This window comes from Leptotrichia sp. oral taxon 847 (assembly GCF_001553645.1).
Lineage (GTDB): Bacteria > Fusobacteriota > Fusobacteriia > Fusobacteriales > Leptotrichiaceae > Leptotrichia.
This window is the reverse complement of sequence record NZ_CP014231.1, coordinates 1,626,007-1,651,920: the sequence shown is the minus strand read 5'-3', so window position 1 is coordinate 1,651,920 and position 25,914 is coordinate 1,626,007. Positions and strand designations below refer to the sequence as shown.

General features: G+C 30.0%; 26 protein-coding genes. 8 read left to right on the top strand and 18 right to left on the bottom strand.

Annotated features, from left to right (window positions below):
* Positions 1-117: 117 nt before the first annotated feature.
* Positions 118-1,365, bottom strand: coding sequence for a peptidase T (gene pepT, locus AXF11_RS07715; protein WP_068156714.1), 1,248 nt, complete (start codon positions 1,363-1,365; stop codon positions 118-120).
* Between the two features lie 723 nt (positions 1,366-2,088).
* On the opposite strand from pepT, the gene AXF11_RS07710 reads away from it, so the two are divergent.
* The 3 genes from AXF11_RS07710 (at position 2,089) to AXF11_RS07700 (ending at position 6,060) form a co-directional block, all read left to right on the top strand.
* Entirely contained in the window at positions 2,089-3,585 is a 1,497-nt protein-coding gene (locus AXF11_RS07710; protein ID WP_068156712.1) for a UDP-N-acetylmuramoyl-L-alanyl-D-glutamate--2,6-diaminopimelate ligase, read from the top strand.
* 225 nt (positions 3,586-3,810) lie between these two features.
* Positions 3,811-5,469, top strand: a complete 1,659-nt coding sequence (hcp, locus tag AXF11_RS07705; protein ID WP_197416819.1) for a hydroxylamine reductase — start codon at positions 3,811-3,813, stop codon at positions 5,467-5,469.
* Positions 5,470-5,643: 174 nt separating this feature from the next.
* The gene (locus tag AXF11_RS07700; RefSeq protein WP_068156705.1) at positions 5,644-6,060 is read left to right on the top strand and encodes a MarR family transcriptional regulator; all 417 of its coding nucleotides are present in this window, start codon (positions 5,644-5,646) and stop codon (positions 6,058-6,060) included.
* A 206-nt stretch (positions 6,061-6,266) separates the two neighbouring features.
* On the opposite strand, the gene AXF11_RS07695 is transcribed toward AXF11_RS07700, so the two are convergent.
* From AXF11_RS07695 to dapB, 3 genes are all read right to left on the bottom strand, one after another.
* On the bottom strand, positions 6,267-7,409 hold the full coding sequence (locus tag AXF11_RS07695) for a tetratricopeptide repeat protein (protein WP_068156701.1): 1,143 nt from the start codon (positions 7,407-7,409) through the stop codon (positions 6,267-6,269).
* Positions 7,410-7,589: 180 nt separating this feature from the next.
* The gene (gene dapD, locus AXF11_RS07690; RefSeq protein ID WP_068156698.1) at positions 7,590-8,288 is read right to left on the bottom strand and encodes a 2,3,4,5-tetrahydropyridine-2,6-dicarboxylate N-acetyltransferase; all 699 of its coding nucleotides are present in this window, start codon (positions 8,286-8,288) and stop codon (positions 7,590-7,592) included.
* Positions 8,289-8,389: 101 nt separating this feature from the next.
* Complete coding sequence (gene dapB / locus AXF11_RS07685; protein ID WP_068156696.1) at positions 8,390-9,133, bottom strand: 4-hydroxy-tetrahydrodipicolinate reductase; 744 nt, start codon at positions 9,131-9,133, stop codon at positions 8,390-8,392.
* Between the two features lie 635 nt (positions 9,134-9,768).
* On the opposite strand from dapB, the gene recA reads away from it, so the two are divergent.
* From recA to alr, 5 genes are read left to right on the top strand one after another with little or no spacing between them, the layout of a single operon-like run.
* Positions 9,769-10,884, top strand: a complete 1,116-nt coding sequence (gene recA / locus AXF11_RS07680; protein WP_068156693.1) for a recombinase RecA — start codon at positions 9,769-9,771, stop codon at positions 10,882-10,884.
* Complete coding sequence (locus tag AXF11_RS07675) at positions 10,884-11,498, top strand: regulatory protein RecX (protein WP_068156690.1); 615 nt, start codon at positions 10,884-10,886, stop codon at positions 11,496-11,498. The genes recA and AXF11_RS07675 overlap by 1 nt, the downstream gene beginning before the upstream one ends.
* A gap of 29 nt (positions 11,499-11,527) precedes the next feature.
* Complete coding sequence (locus tag AXF11_RS07670; RefSeq protein WP_068156687.1) at positions 11,528-12,271, top strand: lysophospholipid acyltransferase family protein; 744 nt, start codon at positions 11,528-11,530, stop codon at positions 12,269-12,271.
* 56 nt (positions 12,272-12,327) lie between these two features.
* Entirely contained in the window at positions 12,328-12,924 is a 597-nt protein-coding gene (locus tag AXF11_RS07665) for an XTP/dITP diphosphatase (RefSeq protein WP_068156683.1), read from the top strand.
* Complete coding sequence (alr, locus tag AXF11_RS07660; RefSeq protein WP_068156680.1) at positions 12,924-14,057, top strand: alanine racemase; 1,134 nt, start codon at positions 12,924-12,926, stop codon at positions 14,055-14,057. The genes AXF11_RS07665 and alr overlap by 1 nt, the downstream gene beginning before the upstream one ends.
* 123 nt (positions 14,058-14,180) lie before the next feature.
* Here alr and AXF11_RS07655 read toward each other — a convergent pair whose 3' ends face one another.
* The 14 genes from AXF11_RS07655 to atpE all read right to left on the bottom strand — a co-directional run bounded on the left by AXF11_RS07655 (position 14,181) and on the right by atpE (position 25,901).
* Positions 14,181-14,843, bottom strand: a complete 663-nt coding sequence (locus tag AXF11_RS07655) for an HAD family hydrolase (protein WP_068156676.1) — start codon at positions 14,841-14,843, stop codon at positions 14,181-14,183.
* A 10-nt stretch (positions 14,844-14,853) separates the two neighbouring features.
* The gene (gene fni / locus AXF11_RS07650; RefSeq protein ID WP_068156673.1) at positions 14,854-15,858 is read right to left on the bottom strand and encodes a type 2 isopentenyl-diphosphate Delta-isomerase; all 1,005 of its coding nucleotides are present in this window, start codon (positions 15,856-15,858) and stop codon (positions 14,854-14,856) included.
* 32 nt (positions 15,859-15,890) lie between these two features.
* Positions 15,891-16,481, bottom strand: coding sequence for a hypothetical protein (locus AXF11_RS10890; RefSeq protein WP_231724677.1), 591 nt, complete (start codon positions 16,479-16,481; stop codon positions 15,891-15,893).
* Positions 16,460-16,912: a mevalonate kinase family protein gene (locus AXF11_RS10885; protein WP_231724676.1), complete on the bottom strand. Its 453-nt coding sequence runs from the start codon at positions 16,910-16,912 to the stop codon at positions 16,460-16,462. Before AXF11_RS10885 ends, AXF11_RS10890 begins: the two co-directional genes overlap by 22 nt.
* Before the next feature lie 69 nt (positions 16,913-16,981).
* Positions 16,982-17,722, bottom strand: a complete 741-nt coding sequence (locus AXF11_RS07640; RefSeq protein ID WP_068156670.1) for an NAD-dependent protein deacylase — start codon at positions 17,720-17,722, stop codon at positions 16,982-16,984.
* 72 nt (positions 17,723-17,794) lie between these two features.
* On the bottom strand, positions 17,795-18,799 hold the full coding sequence (locus AXF11_RS07635; protein ID WP_068156667.1) for a DUF4912 domain-containing protein: 1,005 nt from the start codon (positions 18,797-18,799) through the stop codon (positions 17,795-17,797).
* A gap of 51 nt (positions 18,800-18,850) precedes the next feature.
* Positions 18,851-19,240, bottom strand: coding sequence for an ATP synthase F1 subunit epsilon (gene atpC, locus AXF11_RS07630; protein WP_068156664.1), 390 nt, complete (start codon positions 19,238-19,240; stop codon positions 18,851-18,853).
* 72 nt (positions 19,241-19,312) lie between these two features.
* Complete coding sequence (gene atpD / locus AXF11_RS07625; protein ID WP_068156660.1) at positions 19,313-20,710, bottom strand: F0F1 ATP synthase subunit beta; 1,398 nt, start codon at positions 20,708-20,710, stop codon at positions 19,313-19,315.
* Between the two features lie 42 nt (positions 20,711-20,752).
* Complete coding sequence (gene atpG / locus AXF11_RS07620) at positions 20,753-21,613, bottom strand: ATP synthase F1 subunit gamma (RefSeq protein WP_068156657.1); 861 nt, start codon at positions 21,611-21,613, stop codon at positions 20,753-20,755.
* Positions 21,614-21,627: 14 nt separating this feature from the next.
* A complete protein-coding gene (gene atpA, locus AXF11_RS07615) occupies positions 21,628-23,133 on the bottom strand; it encodes a F0F1 ATP synthase subunit alpha (protein ID WP_068156654.1) in 1,506 nt (501 codons plus the stop codon).
* Between the two features lie 17 nt (positions 23,134-23,150).
* Positions 23,151-23,675: an ATP synthase F1 subunit delta gene (gene atpH / locus AXF11_RS07610; protein WP_068156652.1), complete on the bottom strand. Its 525-nt coding sequence runs from the start codon at positions 23,673-23,675 to the stop codon at positions 23,151-23,153.
* 4 nt (positions 23,676-23,679) lie between these two features.
* The gene (gene atpF / locus AXF11_RS07605; RefSeq protein WP_068156649.1) at positions 23,680-24,174 is read right to left on the bottom strand and encodes a F0F1 ATP synthase subunit B; all 495 of its coding nucleotides are present in this window, start codon (positions 24,172-24,174) and stop codon (positions 23,680-23,682) included.
* Positions 24,175-24,203: 29 nt separating this feature from the next.
* Positions 24,204-25,631 (bottom strand): hypothetical protein, encoded by a 1,428-nt coding sequence (locus tag AXF11_RS07600; RefSeq protein WP_068156646.1) that lies wholly within the window; start codon positions 25,629-25,631, stop codon positions 24,204-24,206.
* A gap of 24 nt (positions 25,632-25,655) precedes the next feature.
* The gene (gene atpE / locus AXF11_RS07595; RefSeq protein WP_068156643.1) at positions 25,656-25,901 is read right to left on the bottom strand and encodes an ATP synthase F0 subunit C; all 246 of its coding nucleotides are present in this window, start codon (positions 25,899-25,901) and stop codon (positions 25,656-25,658) included.
* Positions 25,902-25,914: the final 13 nt, after the last annotated feature.

Genomic DNA, 25,914 nt, shown 5'->3' with positions numbered 1-25,914 from the left:
TCCTCCTACTTTTAATTCATCACGATTTGTCCTATTTTTTATATTATATTATTTTATCACAATTTTTACCAGAATTTCAATATTTTTTTTATTAACTAAATTAAAATTTTACTATATTTAATTTATTCCCCCTTCTCCATTCAATCTGACGATTTCCACAATGACATCAGTCGCCAAAATCATGCTCTCAAGTGCAACAAATTCATATTTTCCGTGAAAATTTTCTCCACCTGCAAAAATATTCGGAGTTGGAAGTCCCATAAACGAGATTTTTGAACCATCTGTTCCCCCACGAATTGGTTCAATCACTGGCTCAACTCCAACATTTTTCATAGCTTTTTGAGCGATTTCTACAACATTCATATGATTTTTTATAATTTCTTGCATATTATAATACTGATCTTTTATCTTAACTTCTACAATTTTGTTGCCATATTTTTCATTTATTTTTTTTGCAACCTCTTTTACAAATTCTTTTTTTGCTTCAAATTTTTTACTATCGTGATCACGCAAAATATATGACATTTTTGCTTCTTCAATATTTGAAGTCATTTTTTCAAGCAGATAAAATCCCTCATAACCTTCTGTTTTTTCAGGCACTTCTTCTTCTGGAAAACTATTTGCAATTTCCATTGCCACAAGACTTGCATTGATCATTTTATTTTTTGCCGTTCCTGGATGTACACTTTTTCCTTTTATTTCAAAAGTTGCCTGTGCCGCATTAAAGCATTCGTATTGAAGTTCTCCAACAGGTCCTCCATCCATCGTGTAAGCATAATCTGCTCCAAATTTTTTTACATCAAAATTATCCGCTCCTCGACCTATTTCTTCATCTGGTCCGAAAGCTAGTTTTACTTTTCCATGCTTAATTTGGGGATTCTCAATCAAAAATTTCATAGCTTCAATGATTTCAACTATTCCAGCTTTGTCATCCGCTCCCAGAAGTGTTGTTCCATCAGTTGTAATTAAAGTTTTTCCCACATAATTTTTCAAATTTGGAAATTCTTTTGGCGATAAAGTTATTTGCAAATTTTCATTTAGCAAAATGTCATTTCCGTCATAATTTTTAAAAATTTGGGGATTTACATTTTTTGCATTAAAATCCGCTGTATCCATATGAGCGATAAACCCTATTGTTGATACCTTTTTATTAGTATTAGATGGAAGATTTGCAATCACAAAACAGGCTTTATCTATGTGAACATCTTCCAGTCCTATTTTTTCTAACTCAGTTTTTAACATTTCTGCAAATTCAATTTGAGAAGGTGTTGACGGAATAGAAAAACTATTTTCATCTGATCTTGTTTCAAATTTTATATATTTAAGAAATCTTTCTTTTAAAGTTTTGTATTTTTCATAATTCATAAATTTTCTCCTTCTTCGTTTAACATATTCTACAATTTTTTTTATTATTTTTCAATAAAAAAGAAATATAAAGACAGAGTAAAATAGTTAGGGGTAAATAAAAAATCTTATTTTAAGTTTTTCATTCAATCCAGAAAGTTACTAAAATATTTTTTTATTTTTTAAGCAGAAGTGCTCATCGCCGCACCCCTGCACCCCGGCTAGTCTTCGACATTTTTATGTACTGCCAAAAAACTCGCTTACGCTCAGACAGTTTTGTCAGCACATAAAAATGCTCCGACGGTTTAAATTTTACTATTATACAAAAGGTGTCGTGATTTTTTTGGAGTAAAGACGACTGTTTGAGCACGTTTAGTGCGAGTTTCGGCTTTGCTTCAAAAAAATGCTTAGACGAGCGTGGGGATTATAAGGGGAAATGGCGGTCCTTTCCCCTTATGTAAAAAAATAAAAAAATAATATTAAACAAAATAACATCTTGTAATCAAAAATAACCTAAAAAATTTGAAATTAAAAAATCTGCCCCTAAAATTTTTAAACCATCGAAATATAAAAAAATTAATAAAAAAACTACAAAATAAATAAAATGATATAATTTGACTTTTTTTAATATTTTACTTCAATTAAAAGAAAAAAATTTTTGAACTTAAAAAAAATAAATAAAAGTGGTATAATAAAAGCAGAATTAAGATTTTTGAACAAAATAAACATAGGAGATGATAATAAATGTATAAAATTTTTGAAAATGTAGACTACAAAATTTTTCATGAAGGTGAAACTTTTGAAATAAAAGGTATAGAATATGATTCCAGAAAAATAGAAAATGACTTTGTTTTTATCGCTATGATTGGAAGCGCTACTGACGGTCACGAATTTATTCAAAGTGCTATTGATAAAGGTGCAAAAATGATTGTTGTTGAAAAAATGGTAAATCCTGAAAGATATGAAAATTCAAAAAATGTTACTTTTGTTTTCATCTCAAATATAAGAAAAAAATTGGGAATTATTGCTTCAAATTTTTATGATTTTCCACAAAATAAAATAAAAATAATTGGTGTCACTGGGACAAACGGAAAAACTACATCAAGTTTCATTTTGGAAAATATCCTAGAAAAAACCGCTCGAATAGGAACTACTGGAAACCGTATTTTAAACGAAAACTTCCCAACTGTAAACACAACTCCAGAATCACTTGAATTAATAAAATTAATAGATAAAAGTGTGAAAATGGGAGCAAAGTACTTTATAATGGAAGTCAGTTCTCACGCTCTTCAAATTGGACGGGTGGATATGTTAAGATTTGATGGTGCAATTTTTACAAATTTAACTCAAGATCACTTGGATTTTCACAAAACTATGGAAAACTATTTTAATGCCAAGAAAAAAATATTTACGTTGTTAAGAGATGATGGTGCTGGAATTATAAATATTGACGATGAATATGGAAAAAGAATATTTGAAGATAATCGGGGAAGAAGTTATATTACATTTTCAAAAAACGATAAAAATGCCGATGTTTACGGAGAAATTATCAATTACACAAATGATGGAATGAAAATAAAAATTGATGTAAAAAATTATTTTGAAAAAATCAATTCTGTCTTGCAAGAAACAGAATACACAGTAGAAGTAAGTCTAATTGGAGATTACAACCTTTACAACATTTTAGGGTGCGTTGCCGTCCTTTTATCAATGGGGATTGATATCAACTACATTCTAGAAAAATTGTCAAGCATTTCTTCAATTCCGGGAAGATTTGAAACAATAAAAAACAATTTACAAGCCAGAATTGTTGTAGATTTTGCTCATACAGATGATGGACTTTTAAATGTTGGAAAAACTTTGAAAAAAATTACCGACAACAAAGTAATTACAATTTTTGGTGCTGGTGGTGATAGAGATCACGAAAAAAGACCTAAAATGGCAAAAGCTGCCGCTAAATTCAGTGATTTTATAATTTTGACTTCCGATAACCCTAGAACAGAAAATCCGATTTCAATTTTAGCTGCAATTGAAAAGGGACTTGTTCAAATCGACTACCCGTTTGACAAATATTTGATTATTGCTGATAGAGAAAGAGCGATAAAAAGAGGTATTGGAATGCTTCAAAAAGGGGACAGCCTTTTAATCGCTGGAAAAGGACATGAAACTTATCAAATAATTGGAAAAGAAAAAATTCATTTCGATGACAGAGAAATTGTAAAAAAATATTTAAAAAAATAATTATTAAGCAAGGGGGGTACCCCCTTTTTAAAATAAAAAAACTTTGGCTATCAAACATATCTAAAAATACATATTTTCTAAAAAATTTAAAAAGTGTGATATAAGTTACAGAATTTATTAATTATTTGTAGTATAATTTTTTTGTTGAAATAAAAAAATTAATTTTAAAAATTGTGGAGATTTTAAAATTAAATATTTCAAAAAAATATAAATGGAGAGAAAATTATGAATAATATGTTTTGTTTTCAATGTCAGGAAACAAGTAGAAATCAAGGTTGCACAGTTATGGGAGTCTGCGGGAAAAATGACGAAGTTTCAAACTTACAGGACGTGCTTATTTTTGTTGTAAAAGGAGTTGCACTTTATTCTAATAAACTCAGAAAAAATAAAAAGATTTACAAAAATGTAAACGAATATTTATATCGTGCACTTTTTTCAACTATAACAAATGCGAACTTTGATGGAGAAGAAATCAAGGAATACATTCATGAAGGTATAAAATTAAGAAAATTTTTAGCAAAAGAATTGGAAAATTCAAAAATTCCATTTGATTCTAAATTTGAAGGCTCAAAACTTGCCACTTTTGAATTCGATGAAAGCAGTGATTTAGTAGACCTAGCTCGTGAAGTTGGCGTTTTAAGAACAGAAAATGAAGATATCCGTTCACTCCGAGAAATAATTCTATATGGCTTAAAAGGACTTTCTGCTTATGGCTTTCATGCACTAAACTTAAAATTTGAAAGTAATGAAATTTATGACTTTTTTGAAAGAGCACTAGTTGCGACCGAAGATAACGACTTAAGCGCCGAAGAACTTACAAATCTTGTCTTTGAAACAGGAAAATTTGGCGTAGATGTGATGGCACTTTTAGACAGAGCGAACAATTCAGCTTTTGGAACGCCTGAAATGACAAAAGTAAATATAGGAGTTGGAAAAAATCCTGGAATTTTGATTTCTGGACACGACTTAAAAGACATAAAAGAGCTTTTGGAACAGACCAAAGGAACTGGAATTGATGTTTACACTCATTCGGAAATGCTGCCAGCTCATTACTATCCTGAATTAAAAAAATACAAACATCTAGTAGGAAATTATGGAAATGCCTGGTATCATCAGACAACAGAATTTGAAACATTCAACGGTCCCGTCGTATTTACCACAAACTGTTTGGTTCCCCCTAAAAAAAATGCAACATACAACGACAGGATATTTACATTAAACGCAACAGGACTACCAGGCTGGAAAAAATTAAAAGCCGACAAAAATGGAAAAATTGATTTTAGCGAAGTTATAGAATTAGCAAAAAAATGTAAAGCACCGACTGAAATTGAAAATGGAACAATCACAGGTGGATTTGCACACGGACAAGTATTTGCCCTTGCTGACAAAATTGTGAATGCAGTAAAATCAGGAGCGATCAAAAAATTCATAGTTATGAGTGGATGCGATGCCAGACATACAACAAGAAAATATTATTCTGAATTTGCAAAAAAATTACCAAAAGATGTCGTAATTTTAACATCAGGATGTGCAAAATTCAGATATAACAAATTAAATCTGGGAGATATTGATGGTATACCTAGAGTTCTTGACGCCGGGCAATGTAACGATTCTTATTCTTGGGCAGTCGTAGCACTAAAATTAAAAGAAATTTTTAATGCAAACGATATAAATGATTTACCAATTGAATTTAATATCGCATGGTACGAACAAAAAGCCGTAATTGTGTTACTTGCGTTACTTTATTTAGGTGTTAAGAACATTCACATCGGTCCGACTTTACCAGCATTTATTTCAAAAAATGTTGCAAGTTTATTAAACGAGCAATTTGGGTTAACTGGTATAACTACCGTTGAAAACGATTTACAGCTGTTTTTCAGTTAAAAAGTTCAAAAATAGTAATGATAAATTAATATTGTCTTTACTATTTTTTTATTGATTTCATCTTATTTTTTTCTTTTTTTAAATTATCATTGCAAATACCTGAAAAATTTGATATAATTACATATATAACAGATGTTATAATAAAAAATCTACAAAGAAAGAAGGAATTTTAAAATGAAAAAAGGTATATTAGCAATGTTAATTTTATTTTCTTTTGCAACTTTCGCTGAAAAGAATCATGAAAAAACTGCAAAATTGGAAAAAAATTCTTACTGTAAAGTCCCAAAATCACATGGAGATTATAAAAAAATTAATGAAAAAGACAGCCGTGTTGATATTGACTTTGAAAACTGCGTATTTGATGGTGAAAACTATGAAAATGTTAAAATTGGAATCTTAATTCAAGATAAAGACAAAGTTGAAAGCTATTTAAAAAAATATAAATTTATGCACTTAAAAGCTGGAAAAAATTTAGTCAATAACGATGGTAACTATTTTTACAACGGTTCTTGGGCTTTTACAAATGACAAATCATACCCAAAGGATTTAATAGAAAATAAGACTACAACAACTGCACCTACAAAAAAATAACCTTTTTTAGTTTGTAAAATGAATCATTTAAAAAATTAGTTTAATAAAATTTGATAAAACTCTCACTTTCATACAGATTGGAATCAGTTCACTAAAAATTGTTCAGAATAAAAATTTTGTGATATAGCGAGTCAGAGTTTTAGTTATAACAAAAAAATAGTGAAATTTTTTAATCTCACTATTTTTTTCTTAATTAATCACATTTATTATTTCATTGATTGAACTTGTTTTAAAACGTCTGATGCGCCTCTTACATTACTTTTTACAGCTTCTTGTAAAATTTTTACGGCTTCTGCTTTTTTACCTGCAGCTGCATACACTTGTCCTAATAAAACTTTTGCTTCGTTATTTTTATCTTCTGAAATTGATTTTTGTAAATATTTAACAGCTAAATCCCCTGCACCTGCTTGCGCAAAATAAGTACCAATTTGAGCATTAGTTACTTTTGGTGTTCCAGATTTTAACTGATTATATGTTGAATTTACTTTTGCTGTATTTTTTTGCATTTCATAAATTCCTAATAACAATACTTTTGCTTCTACATTTTTAGGTTCTGCAGCAACTGCTTTTGATAAATATTGTTCAGCTTTTGTTGCATCTCCTTTTTGTAAATAGAAAGTTCCAAGCATTCCTAAAATTTGAGAATTTTTTCCACCTGCTGCTGTATTCATTTCAGTTAAATATTTTTCAGCTTGTGCTGTATTTTTTTCTGACATAGCTATTTCAGCTAGTAAGATTCCTGCTCCATTTACTTTTTGCGGTGCACCTGTATATGCTTTTTGTAGGTATGTCTTAGCTTGTGATTTGTTATTTTTTGTCAAATAGTATTGACCTACATTGTAGTTTACTTCGGCAACGAAAGCTTTATCAGTTGATTTCATTGCTTGATTGTATCTTGTAGTCCCTTTTGATTGTTCGTTGTTGTCAAAATAGAAAATGATTAAGCTTGAAACGATATCTGCATCTTTTCCTTGAGTTTTTTCATCTGTCCAAAGAATATATTTTTCGGCTGATTTTTTATCTTTTTGAGCGATTCCTACCAAATATAATAATCTTGCAGCTTCTGCACTGTACCCATTTACAACTTTTCCACCGTCAAAAGCTGTTTCCAAATAAGGTTTTGCTTTTGTTATTTGATTTTGTTGCAAATAATAAGAACCTAATTCCAAATTTGCTCTTTGTTTGTATTCTGCATCTCCTGTTTTTGAAAGTGTTTCCAAAATTTTAACAGCTTCTGCTGTTTTCTTTTGTGCTGCTAAAGTTCTTGCTTTTTCATAATCAGCTTTTGAATCTGAAAATGATAAAGCTCCTGTTACTAAGATTGCTCCTATTAGTAATAATTTTTTCATAATTTCCTCCTAAATTTTAATTTATCTATATAAATGATAAATATTTATACATAATTTAATACTACATTCAAAAATTGTATTGTCAAAATTTTTTTATTTTAAACACATTATATTAAAAGTTTTTAAATTATGTTCTATTTTCTTTTGTAAATTAAACAAAAAATTAAATTTAAATATTTTTTATAAATTTCTTAAAGCATTTACCAATTCAGTTTTTGAAGCTGTCTTAGCATCCACTCCTTTTATAATTCTAGCTGGCGTTCCTGCAACTACGACACCTTCTGGGACATTTTGAGTAACTATTGCTCCTGCCGCAACCACTGAACCTTTTCCAATTTTTACTCCTTCCAGAACTACAGCATTTGCTCCCACAATTACGTCGTCTTCTATTATGACAGGGTCTGCTGAAGGTGGTTCAATAACTCCTGCAAGCACTGCTCCTGCTCCAATATGACAGTTTTTTCCAACCTTGGCTCTTCCACCTAAAACAACGTTCATATCAATCATTGTTCCTTCACCAATTTCAGCACCAATATTTATAACTGCTCCCATCATTATTACGGCTCTGTCCCCAATATTAACTTTATCTCTGATAAATACTCCTGGCTCAATTCTTGCATTAATATTTTTTATATCAAGCATTGGTACTCCAGAATTTCTTCTATCATTTTTTAAATAATAATTTTGTAAGTTATTTTCATTTATGATTTTTTCTATTTCTTTCCAATCCCCAAAAACAACTTTTAATCCATCTTTTCCAATGACTTTGCAAGAATAAGAATTTTTTATTTCTTCATCTGTATAAAGCTCCACTGGAGTTGTCTTTTTGGCATCAGCAATATATTGAATAATAGCTTTTGATTTTTCAAATTCTGTCATTTTACCTCCAAATTTTTCAAATATTTTTTAAATTTAACTTTCATCTTATTACAATTTTGTGTCTATTTTACCATTTTTTCGTAAATTTTACAACAAATATTTTATTTATTAATTCCCAAAACATCTCTCATAGTATATTTTCCAGCATTTTTACCACTTAAAAACTCTATTGCTTTTACCGCACCATCAGAAAACATCTTTCTTGACAACGCTTCATGTTTAATTTCAATAATTTCATCATTTTTAGCATAAATAACGCTATGCTCTCCAACAATATTTCCACCTCGAATTGAATGAACTCCTATTTCTTTTTCAGCTCTTTTACTGTGTCCTTCTCTTCCGTAAACTGTTCTGTAATCATTTCCGTCATTCAAATTTTCTTTTACAATTTCTAAAAGTGTTGAAGCTGTCCCGCTCGGAGCGTCAATTTTTCTGTTGTGATGTTTTTCCACAATTTCAATGTCAAAATCTTTTAATAATTTTGTTGCAAACGCAACTATCTCATTTACAATATTTACGCCTACTGAAGTATTAGTAGCTTTAATTATAGGAATTATTTCTGCTGCCTTTTCAATTTTTTGCAACTGCTCTTGTGTATGTCCAGTTGTTGCCACTAAAACTGGTACTTTCTTTGCAATTCCCGCTTCCAAGACATCGTCAATTAAGGTAAAATGTGAAAAATCAATTATTGCATCATATTCCACATTTAAATTTTCTCCTTTTAAATTAGTAAAATCTCCCTTCCCAAGTGGATCAACAAAACCCACAAATTCATTTTTACTATTTATTATAGATTCCTTTACATGGTGTGCCATCACCCCAGCACCATAAACTACTATTTTCATTGTTTTCTCCCTTTCTTTTAATAAAAAAGTATTTACTATATTATACTAGATTTTTAATGTTTTGTACAGTCGGTTAATTTTGAAGACAGAGTAAAATAGTTAGGGGTAAATAAAAAATCTTATTTTAAGTTTTTCATTCAATCCAGAAAGTTACTAAAATAATTTTTTCTTTTTTAAGCAGAAGTGCTCATCGCCGCACCCCTGCACCCCGGCTAGTCTTCGACATTTTTATGCACTGCCAAAAAACTCGCTTACGCTCAGACAGTTTTGTCAACACATAAAAATGCTCCGACGGTTTAAATTTTACTATTATACAAAAGGTGTTGTGATTTTTTTGGAGTAAAGACGACTGTTTGAGCACGTTTAGTGCGAGTTTCGGCTTTGCTTCAAAAAAATTCTTAGACGAGCGTGGGGATTATAAGGGGAAATGGCGGTCCTTTCCCCTTATGTAAAAAAATAAAAAAATAATATTAAACAAAATAACATCTTGTAATCAAAAATAAGCTAAAAAATTTGAAATTAAAAAATCTGCCCCTAAAATTTTTAAACCATCTCAAGACAAAAATAAATTTATAAAAATTTTAAATTTATGATATAATATAAATTGAAAAAATCAAAAATAAGGAGAGGTTATAATGGCTAAGAAAAAAATTGACGAAAAAAATAAAGAAAATAAAGAAAAAATGTTAGATTTGGCACTGAAACAAATACAAAAGGACTATGGTGAAGGTGCTATCATGAAACTTGGAGAAAATCATAAAATGAACATAAAAGCCATTTCTACTGGGAGTATAAATTTAGATATAGCACTTGGTGTAGGAGGAGTTCCAAGAGGAAGAATCATCGAAATTTATGGAGCGGAATCCTCTGGGAAAACGACGCTTGCACTTCATATTATTGCGGAAGCACAAAAAGAGGGAGGAGTTGTTGGTTTTATTGACGCGGAACACGCACTGGATCCTGTTTATGCTAAAGCACTGGGAGTAAACATTGACGAACTTTTAATTTCTCAACCTGACACAGGGGAACAGGCTCTTGAAATTGCTGATATGCTTGTACGAAGTGGGGCTATGGATGTAATTGTTGTGGATTCAGTTGCAGCTCTTGTTCCAAAAGCGGAGATTGAAGGTGAAATGGGAGATCAGCAAATGGGACTTCAAGCAAGACTTATGTCAAAAGCGCTTAGAAAATTGACGGGAAGTATTGCAAAATCTGATACAGTTATGATTTTTATCAATCAGATAAGGGAAAAAATTGGTGGATTTTCGTTTGTTCCTGGAGTTCAGACAACTACTTCAGGAGGTCGTGCATTAAAATTTTTTGCAACTGTAAGAATGGAAGTGAAAAGAGTTGGTTCAGTAAAACAAGGGGACGAAATGATTGGAAATGAAGTTTTAGTAAAGGTTACTAAAAATAAAGTTGCTCCACCGTTTAAAGAAGCTAGATTTAATGTAATGTATGGGCAAGGAATTTCAAAAATTGGTGAAATATTAGACGCTGGAATTGATTTTGGAATTATTTCAAAAAGTGGTTCTTGGTTTGCTTATGGCGATGAAAAACTGGGACAAGGTCGAATTAATGTTGAAAAAATGTTAAAAGAAAACACAGAATTATTTTCTCGAATTGAAACTCAAGTAATGGAAAAAATAAGAGAAAAATTGGGACTTAATGCCAAAGATGAAAATACTAAAAACATTGAAAATCCAGAAGACCAAAGTAATTCTAATGATTCCAACGAAATGGAAGACTAATGGTAATAAAAAAAATAGCAAGAAATAAATTATATTTGTCGACAGAAGAAATAATGGATATAAGTCCATTTTTAAGACAAAAATACAGATTAAAAGTAAACGATGATATTTCTAGCCTCTATGATAATATTTCGTATGAGGCTGCTTTAGAAAAAGGGATTTTTTTGATTTCTTTAAAAGACAGAACTAAAAAAGAACTTTATAAAAAATTAGAAGAAAAATATCAGAATAACAATGCGATAAAAAAAGCGATAAAAAAATTAGAGGAATTGGGATATTTAAATGACTTAGACTACTCAATTTCCTACATAAAAAATAAAAAATATGGAAAAAATAGAATTATTTACAATTTGACACAAAAAGGCATTGAGAAAAAAATAGTAGAACTTGCATATGAAGAGTTAGAAACTGAGGGAAGTATTGATGACAAAAGACTTGAAAATTTAATTAAAAAAAATGAAAAAAAATTGGTTTACAAAAATTCTGACTTAAAAAAAGATGAATACTTAAAACAACTAAAAGAAGAACAAAAATTTATACAATTTTTAGCAAGACAAGGATTTTCACTGGACAAAATATTTGAAAAAATTAAAGAATATAAATCAGATTTTTAAAATAAAAAATTAATTAGGGAGAGTGAAAAATGAGAACAATATTTTACCATTTTATACTTGTGGGAACATTTTTGTACGGAATGATTTTTAGAGCTCCAGCGTTACTTTTTAAAAAGGGGCGAGACGCTCACAATTTTGCTCGTAAAGTTGGAACAAACTGGGGAAAAAATTTAGTTTGGGCATCAGGAAGTAAAGTGAAAGTCATTTATGAGAATGACTGTGAAAGAGAAATTAAAAAAATAAAAGAAACTAAAGAACCTGTCATTCTAATTTCAAACCATCAAAGCAATCTGGATATTCCAACGCTTCTTGGGTATTTACCACTCGACTTTGCTTTTATTGCAAAAAAGGAAATGAAAACTTGGCCTCTAATTGGTGGCTGGATGAAAGCACTAAACTGTATTTTTTTGGATAGAAAAAATGTTCGTCAGGGAATGAAAGACATGAAAAATGCGATGTCAAAAGTAAAGGACGGTTACTCTTACGTAATCTTTCCAGAAGGTAGCAGAACAGAAACTGGAGAAGTTGGTGAATTTAAAAAGGGAAGCTTTAAACTTGCGACAGATACAAAAGTGAGAATTCTGCCAATAACAATTTCTGGAACTTATGCAGTCCAAAGCAAAAAAAGCTTGAAAGTAAAAGGCAACAAAAATATTAAAGTAATAGTCGATAAACCCATTGATCTCACTACTTTACCAATTCAAGAACAAAAAAATATTCATAAAATTGTAAACGACATAATAAAAGACAATTTGAAAAAATATAAAAATTAAATTTGATAAACACAAAAATTTACAAATATAAAGAGCAGTTTTTAGGAGAAAACAAAATGAAAATATTTCTAGCTACAAAAAATAAAGGAAAAATAAAAGATTTTAAAAAGTTGACCGAAGGAATGAATCTTGAAGTTTTGTCAATTCTGGATGACATTGAAATACCGGATGTAGTGGAAGACGGAAAAACTTTTAAAGAAAATTCACAAAAAAAAGCGATTGAAATTTCTAAATTTATAAAAATTACAACAATTTCAGACGACTCAGGGTTGTGTGTTGACGCATTAAATGGAGAGCCTGGAATTTTTTCAGCGAGATACGCTGGAGAAGATGGAAATGATAAAAAAAATAACGAAAAACTTTTACAAAATTTAAAAGATGTGCCAAAAGAAAAAAGAACAGCACATTTTATATCAGTTGTAAGTATTGCTTTTCCAAATGGTAAAGTCAAGTCTTTTTCCGGCAGAGCCAACGGAGAAATACTATTCGAGAATTGTGGAGATGGTGGATTTGGATATGATCCGCTATTTTATTCGTACGATTTGAAAAAAAGTTTTGGAGTTGCTTTACCTGATGAAAAAAAAGCTGTGAGCCATAGGGGGAAAGCCTTTAAAAAATTAATTGAATCAAAAATTTTGGAAAGTAAAAAATAATGTTAGTTAATTTGAAAATAAATAACTCCAGTATAAAAAAAAATTTAGAAAAGATTCGCTCAATTAATGAAAATATAATTTGTGTGATAAAAGATGACGCCTACGGACTTAAAATAGAAAAAATTTTGCCAGTTTTAATAAAAAATGACTGTAACTATTTTGCAGTAGCTTATTTTGAAGAAGCTATGAAAGTTTGCGAGATTTTAAAAAAATTAAAGAAAAAAAATACTTGTAATATAATGACGCTTAATTATGTGGAGCCAGAAAAATTAGAAATAGCGATTAAAAATAGATTTGAAATAACAATTTTTAGTAAAAAGCAATTTTACGATTATATCAATATTTTGAATAATTTTAAAAAAAATGTCTGTCTAAAAATTCACATAAAAATAAACAGTGGAATGAATCGGCTTGGATTTGATGAAAATGAAGTTTTTGAAATAATAAAAGAAATAAAAAAACTAAATAATAATTTTTTGAAAAATAAAAAATTAAAATTGGATATTGTTTCGATTTTTTCTCATATCTCTGACGCTGAAAACGAAATTGAAACAGAAAAACAAATCAAAAAATTTGAAAAAATCTTAAAAATTTTTGATGACAATAAGATAAAATATAAATATAAGCATTTACAGGCAAGTCCGTTACTATTTAAATACGGAAAAAAATATAACTATGACTTTTGCCGTGTCGGAATGGCAATTTACGGTTTGGAACCACTTTCTTACGATGTTGGCTTGGAAAGCGCTGTTTTAGTAAAATCAAAAATTATAAATATACGAGAAGTGAAAAAAGGCGAAAAAGTCTCATATGGAAATAAAGGAATTTTAAAAAGAGATACAAAAGTTGGAATTGTCGCAATAGGTTACGCACATGGGCTTCCGAAACAAATCGAAAGTAAAAAAAACTGTGCATATGTACTTGTAAATGACAAAAAAGCAAATATTTTGGGTGAAATATGTATGGATATGATTTTTATAGATTTAACTGACATCAAAAATGTAAAAATTGGAGATGAAGTCTTGATCGTTGGAAATAAGAAAAATTGGAAAAATAAAGTAATATTAAGACAGATAGCGAAATGGGCAAATACTATACAAGATGATGTTTTAACTAACTTTAAAATTGATTAAAAAGAAATTTTTATGATTAATTGGGATTGATTTTATTAAATTAATCCTTTTTTATTTTTACTTTTTTATAAAAAAATTGCTCCACAATTAGAACAATTTTTTATTTTTTATATTTTTATTTCTTTAATTCCAAAATAACTTATCAATTAAAGTTTTTTTTGTTGGCATTCCAGATGAAATCTTGCCTTTTTTTATCCAAAACTTTTGTTTCGCAATATCGTATAAAGGCTTATCAGCAAGACTGTCAGAGTAAAATTTAACTATTTCATACTCATAATTATTTTTTTTTGCCCATCTATTTAATTTTTTTACTTTTTCTTCACCTTTATTATTTTTTCCATTAATTTGAGCAACAAATCTCTTTTGGTTATCTCCCACGAATTTTGTTCCAAAAACAATGTCAAAGCCTAGCGAAATTAAAAATTTTTCGATTAAAAACAAAGGACTTGCCGAAGTTACAATGACAAAATCAGCTTCTTTTTTATTCTTTTGCAATTCCTCTTTTACCCATGGATAAATTTCATCTTTTTTGCTTTCCCAAAATTCGTCAATCAAATCTTGTATTTCCTGCTTCGTATGAGATTCCAAAAATTTGAAATATTTTTCTTTTACTTTTGCTAAATTTACAATTTTCAAAAGATACAAAACTAAGTATCTAAAATAAGCAATTAAAAACAAAATGGACTTTAACGGATATTTTTTCAAATAAAATACCGAAAAATCGACACCAGTTTCTCCGCTATAAATCGTTTTATCAAAATCATATACAATTAAATTTTTTTTCATAAATCACTCCTTAGCATAAATTTCTATAAAATTCCATAGTTTTTCCGTATAAATAATATTTTATATTTTTTAGTTCATCTACATTTTTCACATTTAAAGCGCACATTATCATTTTACATTCATTTTTCCAGCTATTTAAAATTTCTATGATTTCTTCTGTCGAATATTTAGTTAAAAATTTCAAAATTGTTCCCGAAATTCCGACACCTTTTGCACCTAAGACAAGGCATTTTATTATATCGAGAGGATTTCGCACACCACCGCTTGCAATAATTTCAACTTTTTCTTCAAATTTTTTTGCATCTAAAAGCGCTTGAACTGTTGTTTTTCCCCAATCATTCAAATATTCAAAATGATTTTTACGGCGCATATTTTCGATGTAGGCAAAGTTTGTACCACCACGACCACTTATATCCACAGTTTTTATTCCCAACTTTATCGCTTTTTCAATAGTTTTATTGTCCATTCCAAAGCCGACTTCCTTTAAGATTAACGGCACTTTTATATTTTTTACAAAACTTCTTAAATTACTTTCCCACTCGTTAAAATTACGACTTCCTTCAGGCATTATGAGCTCTTGCATAAGATTTACATGAATTTGTAAAAATAATGGATTTAATTCATTTACCGCTATTTGTCCACTTTCAAAATCTTTATCAATTCCAATATTTGTCGCAAGTAATAAATTTTTATTATTTTCTCTTACAACTTTAAAAGAATTATCGTCTGGTTTCTTTAGCGCTGCGCTATATGAGCCAGTTACAAGTAAAATCTCACATTCATTTGCAATTTTAGCTAACTTTTGGTTAATATTTTTCCCAGCTTCACTCCCGCCAGTCATCGCATTAATAAAAAATGGAAATTTAAAATTGTGTCCTGCAAAAGTTGTTGATAAGTCAATTTCTTCCAAATTGTATTTTGGCAGCGAACTGTGTTCCAACTGAACATCGTCAAAGCTATTATAATCACTTTCATATTGCAATGAAAACTTAATGTGGTCATCTTTTCTCTTCATTAATTAAATTTTTCCTTTCTCTGTTCTATTTTTTACAATTTTTCCAGAAATATCGTCTCAATTCCTAGTTTTTCCCATCTTTTAGTTAATTCTCTGCTGTCATTCTCGTCAAAAGAAAACGCAATTCCACAGTCGCCACCTCCTGAACCGCTACTTTTGGCGCACACATCAAGTCCTTCTGAAGCTTTGACAAGTTTTATCAATTCTGGACTGTAAATATTTTTATTTAAATTTTTTAAAATATTTCCATTTTCTGTAATTAATTTTTTCATATTTTCTTTTTCTCCATTGACAATGGCCACTTTTAAATTATTTACAATATTTTGAACCTCATTTAAAAATTTTTCATCTATCGAAGATTTCACAATTTTAATCATTTCAGTTGAAATTGACGGTTTTTTTGTCCACCCAACTAAAAATTCACATTTTATTCCGCATTTTATTTTTTCTATTTTGTACCCCCAATCCATTTTCAAAATTTTTTTTAAATCTTTTTTGTCAATAAATTTTTTAATTTTTTTTCTGTCAAAAGATGTGTAAAATATCATACTTTCGTAAGAAATACAAGCTAAATCTCCCATTGAGCCGTTATCTCCCAATTTTAACAACGTATAAGCTGCCAATTTAAAAATTGTCTCTTTTGAAAAAAATTCCCCCCCGATTTTTTACAATACAGCTCAAACATAGCTTTTATCACTAAAACTACGACACTTCCACTTGAGCCAATTCCGTATTTTTTCCCATTTTTTTCCATTTTTCCTGTTATTTCTAAGTCAATTGCTTCAGGATCGATTCCATTTAAAATCAAAAAATCATTTACATTTTTTATTGTACTCTGAATTAATAAATAATTTTTATCGTATTCAAGTGTAGCTGAATAATCGAACATATCCGAAAATATATGATATTCTGAAGTTTTAGAAAAATTTATTCGTGCCCTCATGAAGATATCAACATTTTTTATAATAGCACTATTTCCACATTTCAGCACGGAATATTCTCCAGCGATGTAAAGTTTCCCACAAGTTTTCACACTTATTTTTTCATTTTCCATCTATAATTTTCACTTTCTAAAAAATTTAAAATGTTTATATTATTTTACCACTTTAATATATTTTGTCAATTATAATTTTTTAAAAACTTCTCCTATTTTGTCGTGAATGACTAAATTTGCTAAATAATCTTTATCAGTTGAGCTCTTATTGATTAAAATAAGATTTTTTCCTTTAAAATATTGAATTAGCGAAACTGCTGGATAAACAATTAATGATGTTCCACCAATAATTAAAGTATCCGCACTTGAAATTTGTCTTATTGCTTCTGAAAAAATTTCCATATTTAACCCTTCTTCATAAAGAGTTACATCTGGCTTTATAACTCCACCACAGTCAGGACAATGCGGAACTTCCTCTTTTTTACAAAAATTTAAAAACTCATCCAAATTATAGACTTTTCCACATTTTGTACAAATATTTCTGTCAATTGTACCGTGTACTTTCAAAACATTTTTACTTCCAGCCATCTCATGTAAGCAGTCAATATTCTGAGTTATGACAGCACTTAATTTCCCTTCCTTTTCCAGTTTAGCCAAATAAAAGTGTGCAAAATTAGGTTTGGCATCTTTATAAATTAAATTTTTTTTATAAAAATCATAAAAATCCTTTGGATATCTTAAATACATGGTATGTGAAATCAGCTCTTCAGGTGAAAAATGCCTATTTAACTTTTTACTATAAATTCCATTTGCACTTCTGAAATCAGGAATTCCCGACTCCGTAGAAACTCCTGCGCCACCAAAAAATACAATTTTTTTACTTTCATTTATTATTTTTCTCAATTGGTTTATTTTTTCTAGATTTTCCATACTTGCTCCTTTATTCACAATTTAATCGAAAAAAAATGAGAGAACATTTATTCTCTCAAAAATTAATTGTCCTTAACTACTTCTAGCTCCACTCATATCAAGCCTATCTGGTTTTGATGTTATTTTTCTTCCTTTTACTTCTTCTTCAATAAAGACTTCAGATGAACCTACTTTTCTCAATCTTCTTATTATTTCGTAAACAAATTCATCCTGTGCATCTTTAAATTCATCAGAAAGTTCCAAAAATTCTCTATTTTCCGGTGTCATCACAGGAACATTTATGTATTTTATAAGTTGGTTTGTATTTTTGTCTTCTTTTACAGTTCCCCACAACAAATCTAAATTATCAGATATTTTATCATTTGGCGAAATAACTTTGACAGAGTGAGCTACTTCAGAAAAGTTTCCATAGACATCTTCATATCCAATCGAAACTTCGTAATTTTCGTTGACATCAACATCTGTGATATAGTGTGATCCAATTCTTTCATGTCTTACGATTTTTCTGTATTCCTGTCCATCTTTAAACAATTTGATAATTATATTATCAACTATACCGTTATCATTAGACAATCTTCTAAATGTGTCTTCCCTAATTTCCCAATAAGCAAACAATGTTGTCGGATTTTTTGGCATAAGTACTATTTCATCTACAAAATATGATGATGGAAGTGGTGATTTATCAAAGTAAATATCTTCATGATTGGAATTTCCATCAAATTCTGTTCCTATCGCAAATTTTGAACGATTTATCTCTGTTTCAACATATCTCTTCTTTATTTGCTCAACTGTCATACCTTCATAATTAAAAGAAATTTCCCTTAAAATTTTTCTGTATTTTTTACCTAAATTTCCTATCAATTTTTTATTTATAAAATTTCTATAAAAAATTTTACTTCTTTTTATTTCAAAAATATTTTTTAAAAATTTTACTATCATCATTTGCTCTATTATTTCAAATGGAACAAATTTTAATACTTTTTTTAATTCTTTTGATGCTTTTTCATTCATCATAATTTTTTTATTTACATAATTTCTATAATGTGTTCTTTTTGTTTTACAATTTTTTTGCACCATGATGACACCGCCTTCCATAAATTTTTTTTACACTTATATTTTACCTCAAATTTATTTTCTTGTCAAATTACTTTGAATTCGTTTTTTAGTTCCTAAAATATCCCGTTCTTCTTGAATTTTATGTTTTTTTGCAATTTCAATTGCAGCGTTTCTTGCTCTTTTAACAGCCTCAGCTTTTGTCGACTCAATTAAAGTTTCTCCCAAAATTACAACTTTATCTTGTCTCACTTCTAAAAATCCGCCTTCCAAATAATATGTAACTTCTTCTTTTCCATTTTCTCTGACTAACATTTCTCCAGCACCAATTGGAGAAATAAAATTTATATGTTTGGCAAGAATTCCGATATCTCCATTTTCTGTTCTAACTTTTACAAAAGTAACAGGTTTTTCAAATACAAGACCTTCTGGAGTTACTGCTTTTAAAATAAATTCTTGTGCCATTTTCCCTCCTTTAACAACTAAAAAATTTTATAAATACGAAAAAGGAGCACACTAATACTCCTATTCCACATTTTATTCTGCCATCAATTCTCTTGCTTTTGCAACCGCTTCATCAATAGTTCCTACATATAAGAATGCCTGTTCTGGCAAATCATCGTGAAGCCCGTCCAAAATTTCTTTAAATCCACGAATTGTTTCTCTTAAAGGTACATATTTCCCTTTCATTCCAGTAAACTGTTCTGCAACAGAAAATGGTTGTGAGAAAAATCTTTGAATTTTTCTTGCACGGTTTACAGTTAATTTATCTTCTTCATCCAGTTCATCCATACCCAAAATAGCGATTATATCTTGCAATTCTTTATATCTTTGCAACACTTTCTGAGTATCTCTTGCAACTTTATAATGTTCATTTCCAACAATTTCAGGTTCCAAAATTCTTGATGTGGAATCAAGTGGGTCAACTGCTGGATAAATTCCAAGAGAGGCAATTTGTCTTGAAAGTACTGTTGTTGCATCCAAATGTGCAAACGTTGTTGCTGGTGCAGGGTCTGTTAAATCATCCGCTGGCACGTATACAGCTTGAACTGATGTAATTGAACCTGCATTTGTCGAAGTGATTCTTTCTTGCAGTGCCCCCATTTCAGTTGCTAAATTTGGCTGATAACCTACCGCTGATGGCATTCTTCCGAGTAGTGCCGAAACTTCTGCTCCTGCTTGAGTAAATCTGAAAATATTGTCGATGAATAAAAGTACATTTTGTCCTTCTTTATCTCTAAAATATTCAGCCATTGTAAGCGCTGTCAAACCTACTCTAAGTCTTGCACCAGGTGGTTCATTCATTTGTCCATACACTAAGGCAGTTTTGTCAATAACGCCACTTTCAGTCATTTCATTATATAAATCTCTTCCTTCTCTCGTACGTTCTCCAACTCCCGCAAAGACAGAAAGTCCTCCGTGTCCTTTTGCAATATTGTTAATTAATTCTTGAATTAATACAGTTTTTCCTACTCCTGCTCCTCCAAAAAGTCCAATTTTTCCACCTTTTAAATAAGGTGCCAATAAATCTACTACTTTTATTCCAGTTTCTAAAATTTCTGTATCTGTTCCTTGTTCTTCAAACGACGGTGCTTCTTTGTGAATTGACTCTTTTACAACGTTGTCACTATCAAGTGGGTCGCCATCGTCAACTGTTTCCCCAAGTACATTGAATATTCTTCCCAAAGTGGGTCTACCAACTGGAACTTGAATAGGCTTTCCTGTATCAATTACTTCTAGTCCACGTTTTAATCCGTCAGTTCCAGACATTGCCACTGCTCTCACTACATTGTTTCCGTTGTGTGAATGTACTTCTGCAACTAATTTTCCACTCTTTGTTTGGACTTCCAAAGCGTTATAAATATCTGGCAATTCATTTTCAAATCTTACATCTATAACTGGTCCAATTACTTGAACTAATTTACCTTTATTCATTGATTAATGTCGCTCTCCTTTCCGTCATATAAATTTTAATTTTTATTGTACTCCTGATGAACCTCCGATTATTTCGGTTAATTCCTGTGTTATAAGTCCTTGACGTTCTCTGTTGTACTGCACTTCCAATTTTTTTATCATATCTGAGGCATTGTCATTGGCTTGCTTCATTGCTGACATTCTGGCTGAATGTTCACTTGCAGAATTTTCCAAAAGGGCCTGATACAATTTTATGTTTAAAACTTGTGGAATAAACGCATTTAGCACTTCATCTTCCGACGGGTCAAACATATACTCTTTTGTTGGAAGCCCTTCCTTTTTTTCAATTGGAAGTAACTTTTCTGTCTGAATATTATATTCGACCGCTGACACAAATTTTGAGTAAATCAAATAAACCTCGTCATAGTAGTCATCCAAATAAAACTGTACAACATCTTCACTTATTTTTTTTGCTTTTTCAAACATAGTTTCAGGTATCATTTGTGTGTATTCACTGTCGACATCTATATTTCTCGTTTTGCAATAATCTTTCGCTTTTTTTCCAATTGTAATCACGGAAACTTCTTTATTTTCTTTTTGAAATTTCTTTTTCATTTCCTCAAGCTTTCTATGCGTATTCGAATTAAAACTTCCACAAAGTCCTCTATCTGAAGTCATAACAATAATTCCAACTTTTTTTACCTGAGCTTTTCCGTCGAATATTACAAATTTATTACCTTTTAATCCCGCAACTAAATTATCAAACGCTATATCCAGTGTCTGCGCATAACTACGAGATTTTAGCGTCAATACTTGAAATTTTTTAAATTTTGTAGAAGAAACAATATTCATCGCATTTGTGATTTGACTTGTATTTTTTACACTGTCAATTCTCTCTTTTATTTCTTTCATATTTGCAGCCATATTTTTTCACCTACTTACCAGACATACTCTTCTTTAAAGTCTTGAATAAAGTCATTTAAAGAATTTTTAATTTCATCATCAATCTGTTTTTTCTCCAAAATCTGTTTCAAAATAATCGTTTTGCTTGAAAGTGCATCAATTAATTCTCTTTCAAACTGTCGAACTTTTTCCGTTGGAACATCGTCAAAAAATCCATTTGTTACACAGTAAAATGAAATTACCTGTTCTTCCACTTTATATGGACTATACTGCCCTTGTTTTAGCACTTCCATAATTTTAGAACCACGATTCAACTGGTCTCTTGTCGCTTTGTCCAAATCTGAACCAAATTGTGTAAACGCAAGTAACTCATTATATTGTGCAAGTTCCAATTTTACTTTTGAAGCAACTTGTTTCATCGCTTTTATTTGTGCTGATCCACCGACCCTTGATACAGAAACTCCCGCATTTATTGCTGGTCTAAATCCTGAATTAAATAAATCAGTTTCCAAGAAAATCTGTCCATCTGTAATCGAAATTACATTTGTTGGAATATACGCCGAAATATCTCCAGCTTTTGTTTCAATAATCGGTAGCGCCGTAATTGAGCCACCACCCAATTTATCACTTAATTTTGCAGCTCTTTCAAGAAGTCTTGAGTGCAAATAGAATACATCTCCAGGGAAAGCTTCTCTTCCTGGTGGTCTTTTAAGCAGTAAGGACATTTCACGATAAGCGACAGCGTGTTTAGACAAGTCGTCATAAATTATCAAAACACTTTTTCCATTATCCATAAAATATTCTCCCATTGCCACTCCCGCATATGGTGCCAAATATTGAAGCGGTGCAGATTCTGACGCTGTTGCCGCCACAATTATAGTGTAATCAAGAGCTCCTGTTTCCTCTAATTTTCTATAAATTTGTGCAACTGTCGATCTTTTTTGTCCAATTGCAACATAAATACAAATTGTGTCATTTTCTTTTTGATTTATTATTGCGTCAATTGCTATTGCAGTTTTTCCAGTTTGTCTATCTCCAATTATAAGTTCCCTTTGTCCCTTTCCAATTGGAAACATTCCGTCAATTGCTTTTATCCCAGTTTGTAGCGGTTCACTTACAGGTTTTCTCGCTATTATTCCAGAAGCCTGTCTTTCTATTGGCATATATTTACTAGCTTTTATTTCACCTTTTCCGTCAATAGCATTTCCCAATGCATCTACAACTCTTCCAAGTAATTCTTCTCCAGCTGGCACTTGTGCAACTTTTCCTGTTCCTTTTACCAAGCTTCCTTCTTTAATCCCAACTGTTTCTCCAAAAATAACTGCTCCGATGTTACTTTCTTCCAAATTTAAAGCCATTCCGGTTGCGCCATTTTCAAATTCTAGCAGTTCCCCAGACATAGCATCACTTAATCCATAAATTCTAGCAATTCCATCTCCAACTTCCAGAACTGTTCCAGTGTTGGAGATATCAATTTTATTTTTGTAATTTTCTATTTCGCTACGAATTATTTTACTTACCTCTTCTGGTTTAATTTTCAAAAAAAGCACCTCCATTTCTAAAAAATTTTTTTCATATCATTTATTTGATTTTTTATTGAACCGTCAATTATTTCATCTTTTACTTTGATGATTCCTCCACCAATTATACTTTTGTCCACAATCAGATTTAATACAATTTTTTTATTGTATTTTTTTTCTAATTTTTCTGTCAAGTTCTTTCTTTGTTCATTCGATAACTCTTTTGCAAATATAGCCTTTACTGGAAGTTTATCATTTTCTTTATAATAAATTTCTAAAAACTTGGCTTTTATTTCCGCTACCGAAGATATTCTATTCTTTTTAACAATATATTTTACTACTTTAATTGATTCTGCACTAGCAAAACTAAAAGACTTTTGTAAAAATTTTTCTTTTTCAGAAAACTTAATCATCGGATCTTCTAAAATTCTTCTAAACTGTTCTTCTTCCGAATATTTTTCAATCAAAATATTAAGTACTTCTCGAACTTCATCAATTTTATTAGAAGATTTTGCTACATCATAAATGGCCGCTGCATATGTTCTTGCGATTTCGTCTTCCATAACTTTAATCTCCTAATCCATCAATAAATTTATCAATCGTTTTATCTTGATTTTTATCAATATTTTCTTTAATAATTTTTTCTGCAAGGTCCACAGCCATTTCTCCGACTTCCTTTTGCAACTCAAATTTAGCTTTTTGCCGCATTTTTTCAATATCAGCTTCTGCTTTCATCATCATTCTTTCACGGTTATTCATAGCTAAATTTATGATTTGATCTTTTCTTTCATCAGCTTGTCTTTCAGCTTTTATCAAAATGTCATTAGCACGTCTTTTGGATTCTTTTTTTAATTTTTCGATATTTTTCTTTTTTTCTTCCAATTTTTCTTTTTCATTTTCGACGATTTCCATTTCTGATAACGCTATTTTTTTTCTGTCTTCCAAAATTTGTCCAATCTTTTTTGAAAATGCCCGTGTGAAAAAATAGACTAATACTAAAAAATTTATTATCTGAATAGCCATTGTAAAATCAATATTTACTAATTTTGCTCCTTCATTCATTTTTTCTCCTTATTTTTTAGAACTATTTTTTATTTTATATTTTTAGCTCCTGTTAATTTTATATTTAAAATACCAGGTTGAAAAATAACTTCCTCTTCTTTTCCTTTTGCTTTTATCACAAATTTAAATAAATAGCGATATTTTCTATCACTTAATGCAAATAAATCTTTTAATTCAGAAATTTTAACTTTTTCTAAATCAATTTTATTATCTTTTAATAAACTTTTTAAGCTGACCGAACCAACAATATCTGATTCTCCGTTCCAACTGATAGGATTTTTGTCTTTTTCACTTCCGAATCCTTTTATTTTAGAACTTTTACCAACTTCTGTTGCCCATTCTTCCACAAAAGGTTTACCTTTTTCCTTTTTCACTCTGCTATCTGGAACTTTTGACGAAATCAGCAACTTTTCACTTTTTTCAGATAAAACTAAATAAACTTTTACACTTTCTAGCTCAATTTCCGGATTTTTCACCTGAAATCCAGCAATAAAACTTGTATCCAATCTAGTAGCCTTTGTAATTTCACTATTCTCGCTAGAGTTAATTTCATTAACTCCGGTAAATAAAATTTTATAATTTTCAGTTGACACCGTAGTTGCACTAGCTAAAATTTCTTCTGAATTTTTAGTAAAAGACAATATCTTTTCAGAATTCATTTTTGTTATTTTATCTATTTTTACTCTGTCAACTTGCTTGTCTTTTTCAATTTTATCATCTACCATTTTTTTTGATTTTTCTAAAAGTTTTACATTTTCTTTTTTATTAGAAAGTCCATTTTCAACTGAAACCTTAGTTTTATTTATATCTTTTTCAATATCGCTCAAATTTTTAACACTAGGTGATTTATTTACACTGTTAGAATTTGGCTTTCCTTCAGTCGTTTTTTTTACAGACGACTTATTATCATTTTTTTTACTTTCGGTTTTTTTGTTTTCTGGTTTTTTTTTATCAGAAGTTCCCTTATCTAAAGGTTTAGTTGTACTTTTATTGTCATTTAACTTTTTTTGTGCTGGTTTTGTTTCCACTTTTTTCTCCGTTGTTTTTGGAGTTTTTTTACTACTTGCCGGAGTTACACTTTTTGATGCTGGTTTTACTTCTTTCTTCTTATCAACTGTTTTTGCTGGTGTTTTAACAGATGTCGGCTTTTCTGCAGATGAGCTTTTTTGTGGTGGTTTTGTGATTTTTTTTTCATTTACTTTTTTTTCATTTTTTTGTACACTTCCAGCTGTTTTGTCTGAAGTCGCCTGTTTATTTACCGATTTTGTTTTTGTTGATTTACCGCCTGCATCTTTTTTTGGTGCGACCGTTCCTTTGTTTGGAGCAGTAGTTTTCACTTTTGTGGTTTCAGTTTTTTTTTGTGTTTTGTTGTTATTTGACACAGCTCCAAAAGATATATTGAAAAATGTTATTAAATATAGTCCTATTGCTATTTTTTTTAAATCTATGACACTCACAACCTTTCTTTACAAATATAAAAACTATCCTTTTAAGAAAATCAATAAGAACGCAATTACTAACGCATAAATTGCTGATGATTCAGTAATTGCCAATCCTGTAATCAACGTTTGCATAATGTCCTGTTTTGCTTCAGGTTGTCTTGAAATAGCTTCTACTGCATATCCTGTTGCAATCCCTTGTCCAAGTCCTGCTCCAACTCCTCCTATTGCTGCTATCCCTGCTCCTAACAATGCTGCTGCATTAATGATTTCTGCTGTTGCTGCCATTTTAAATCCTCCT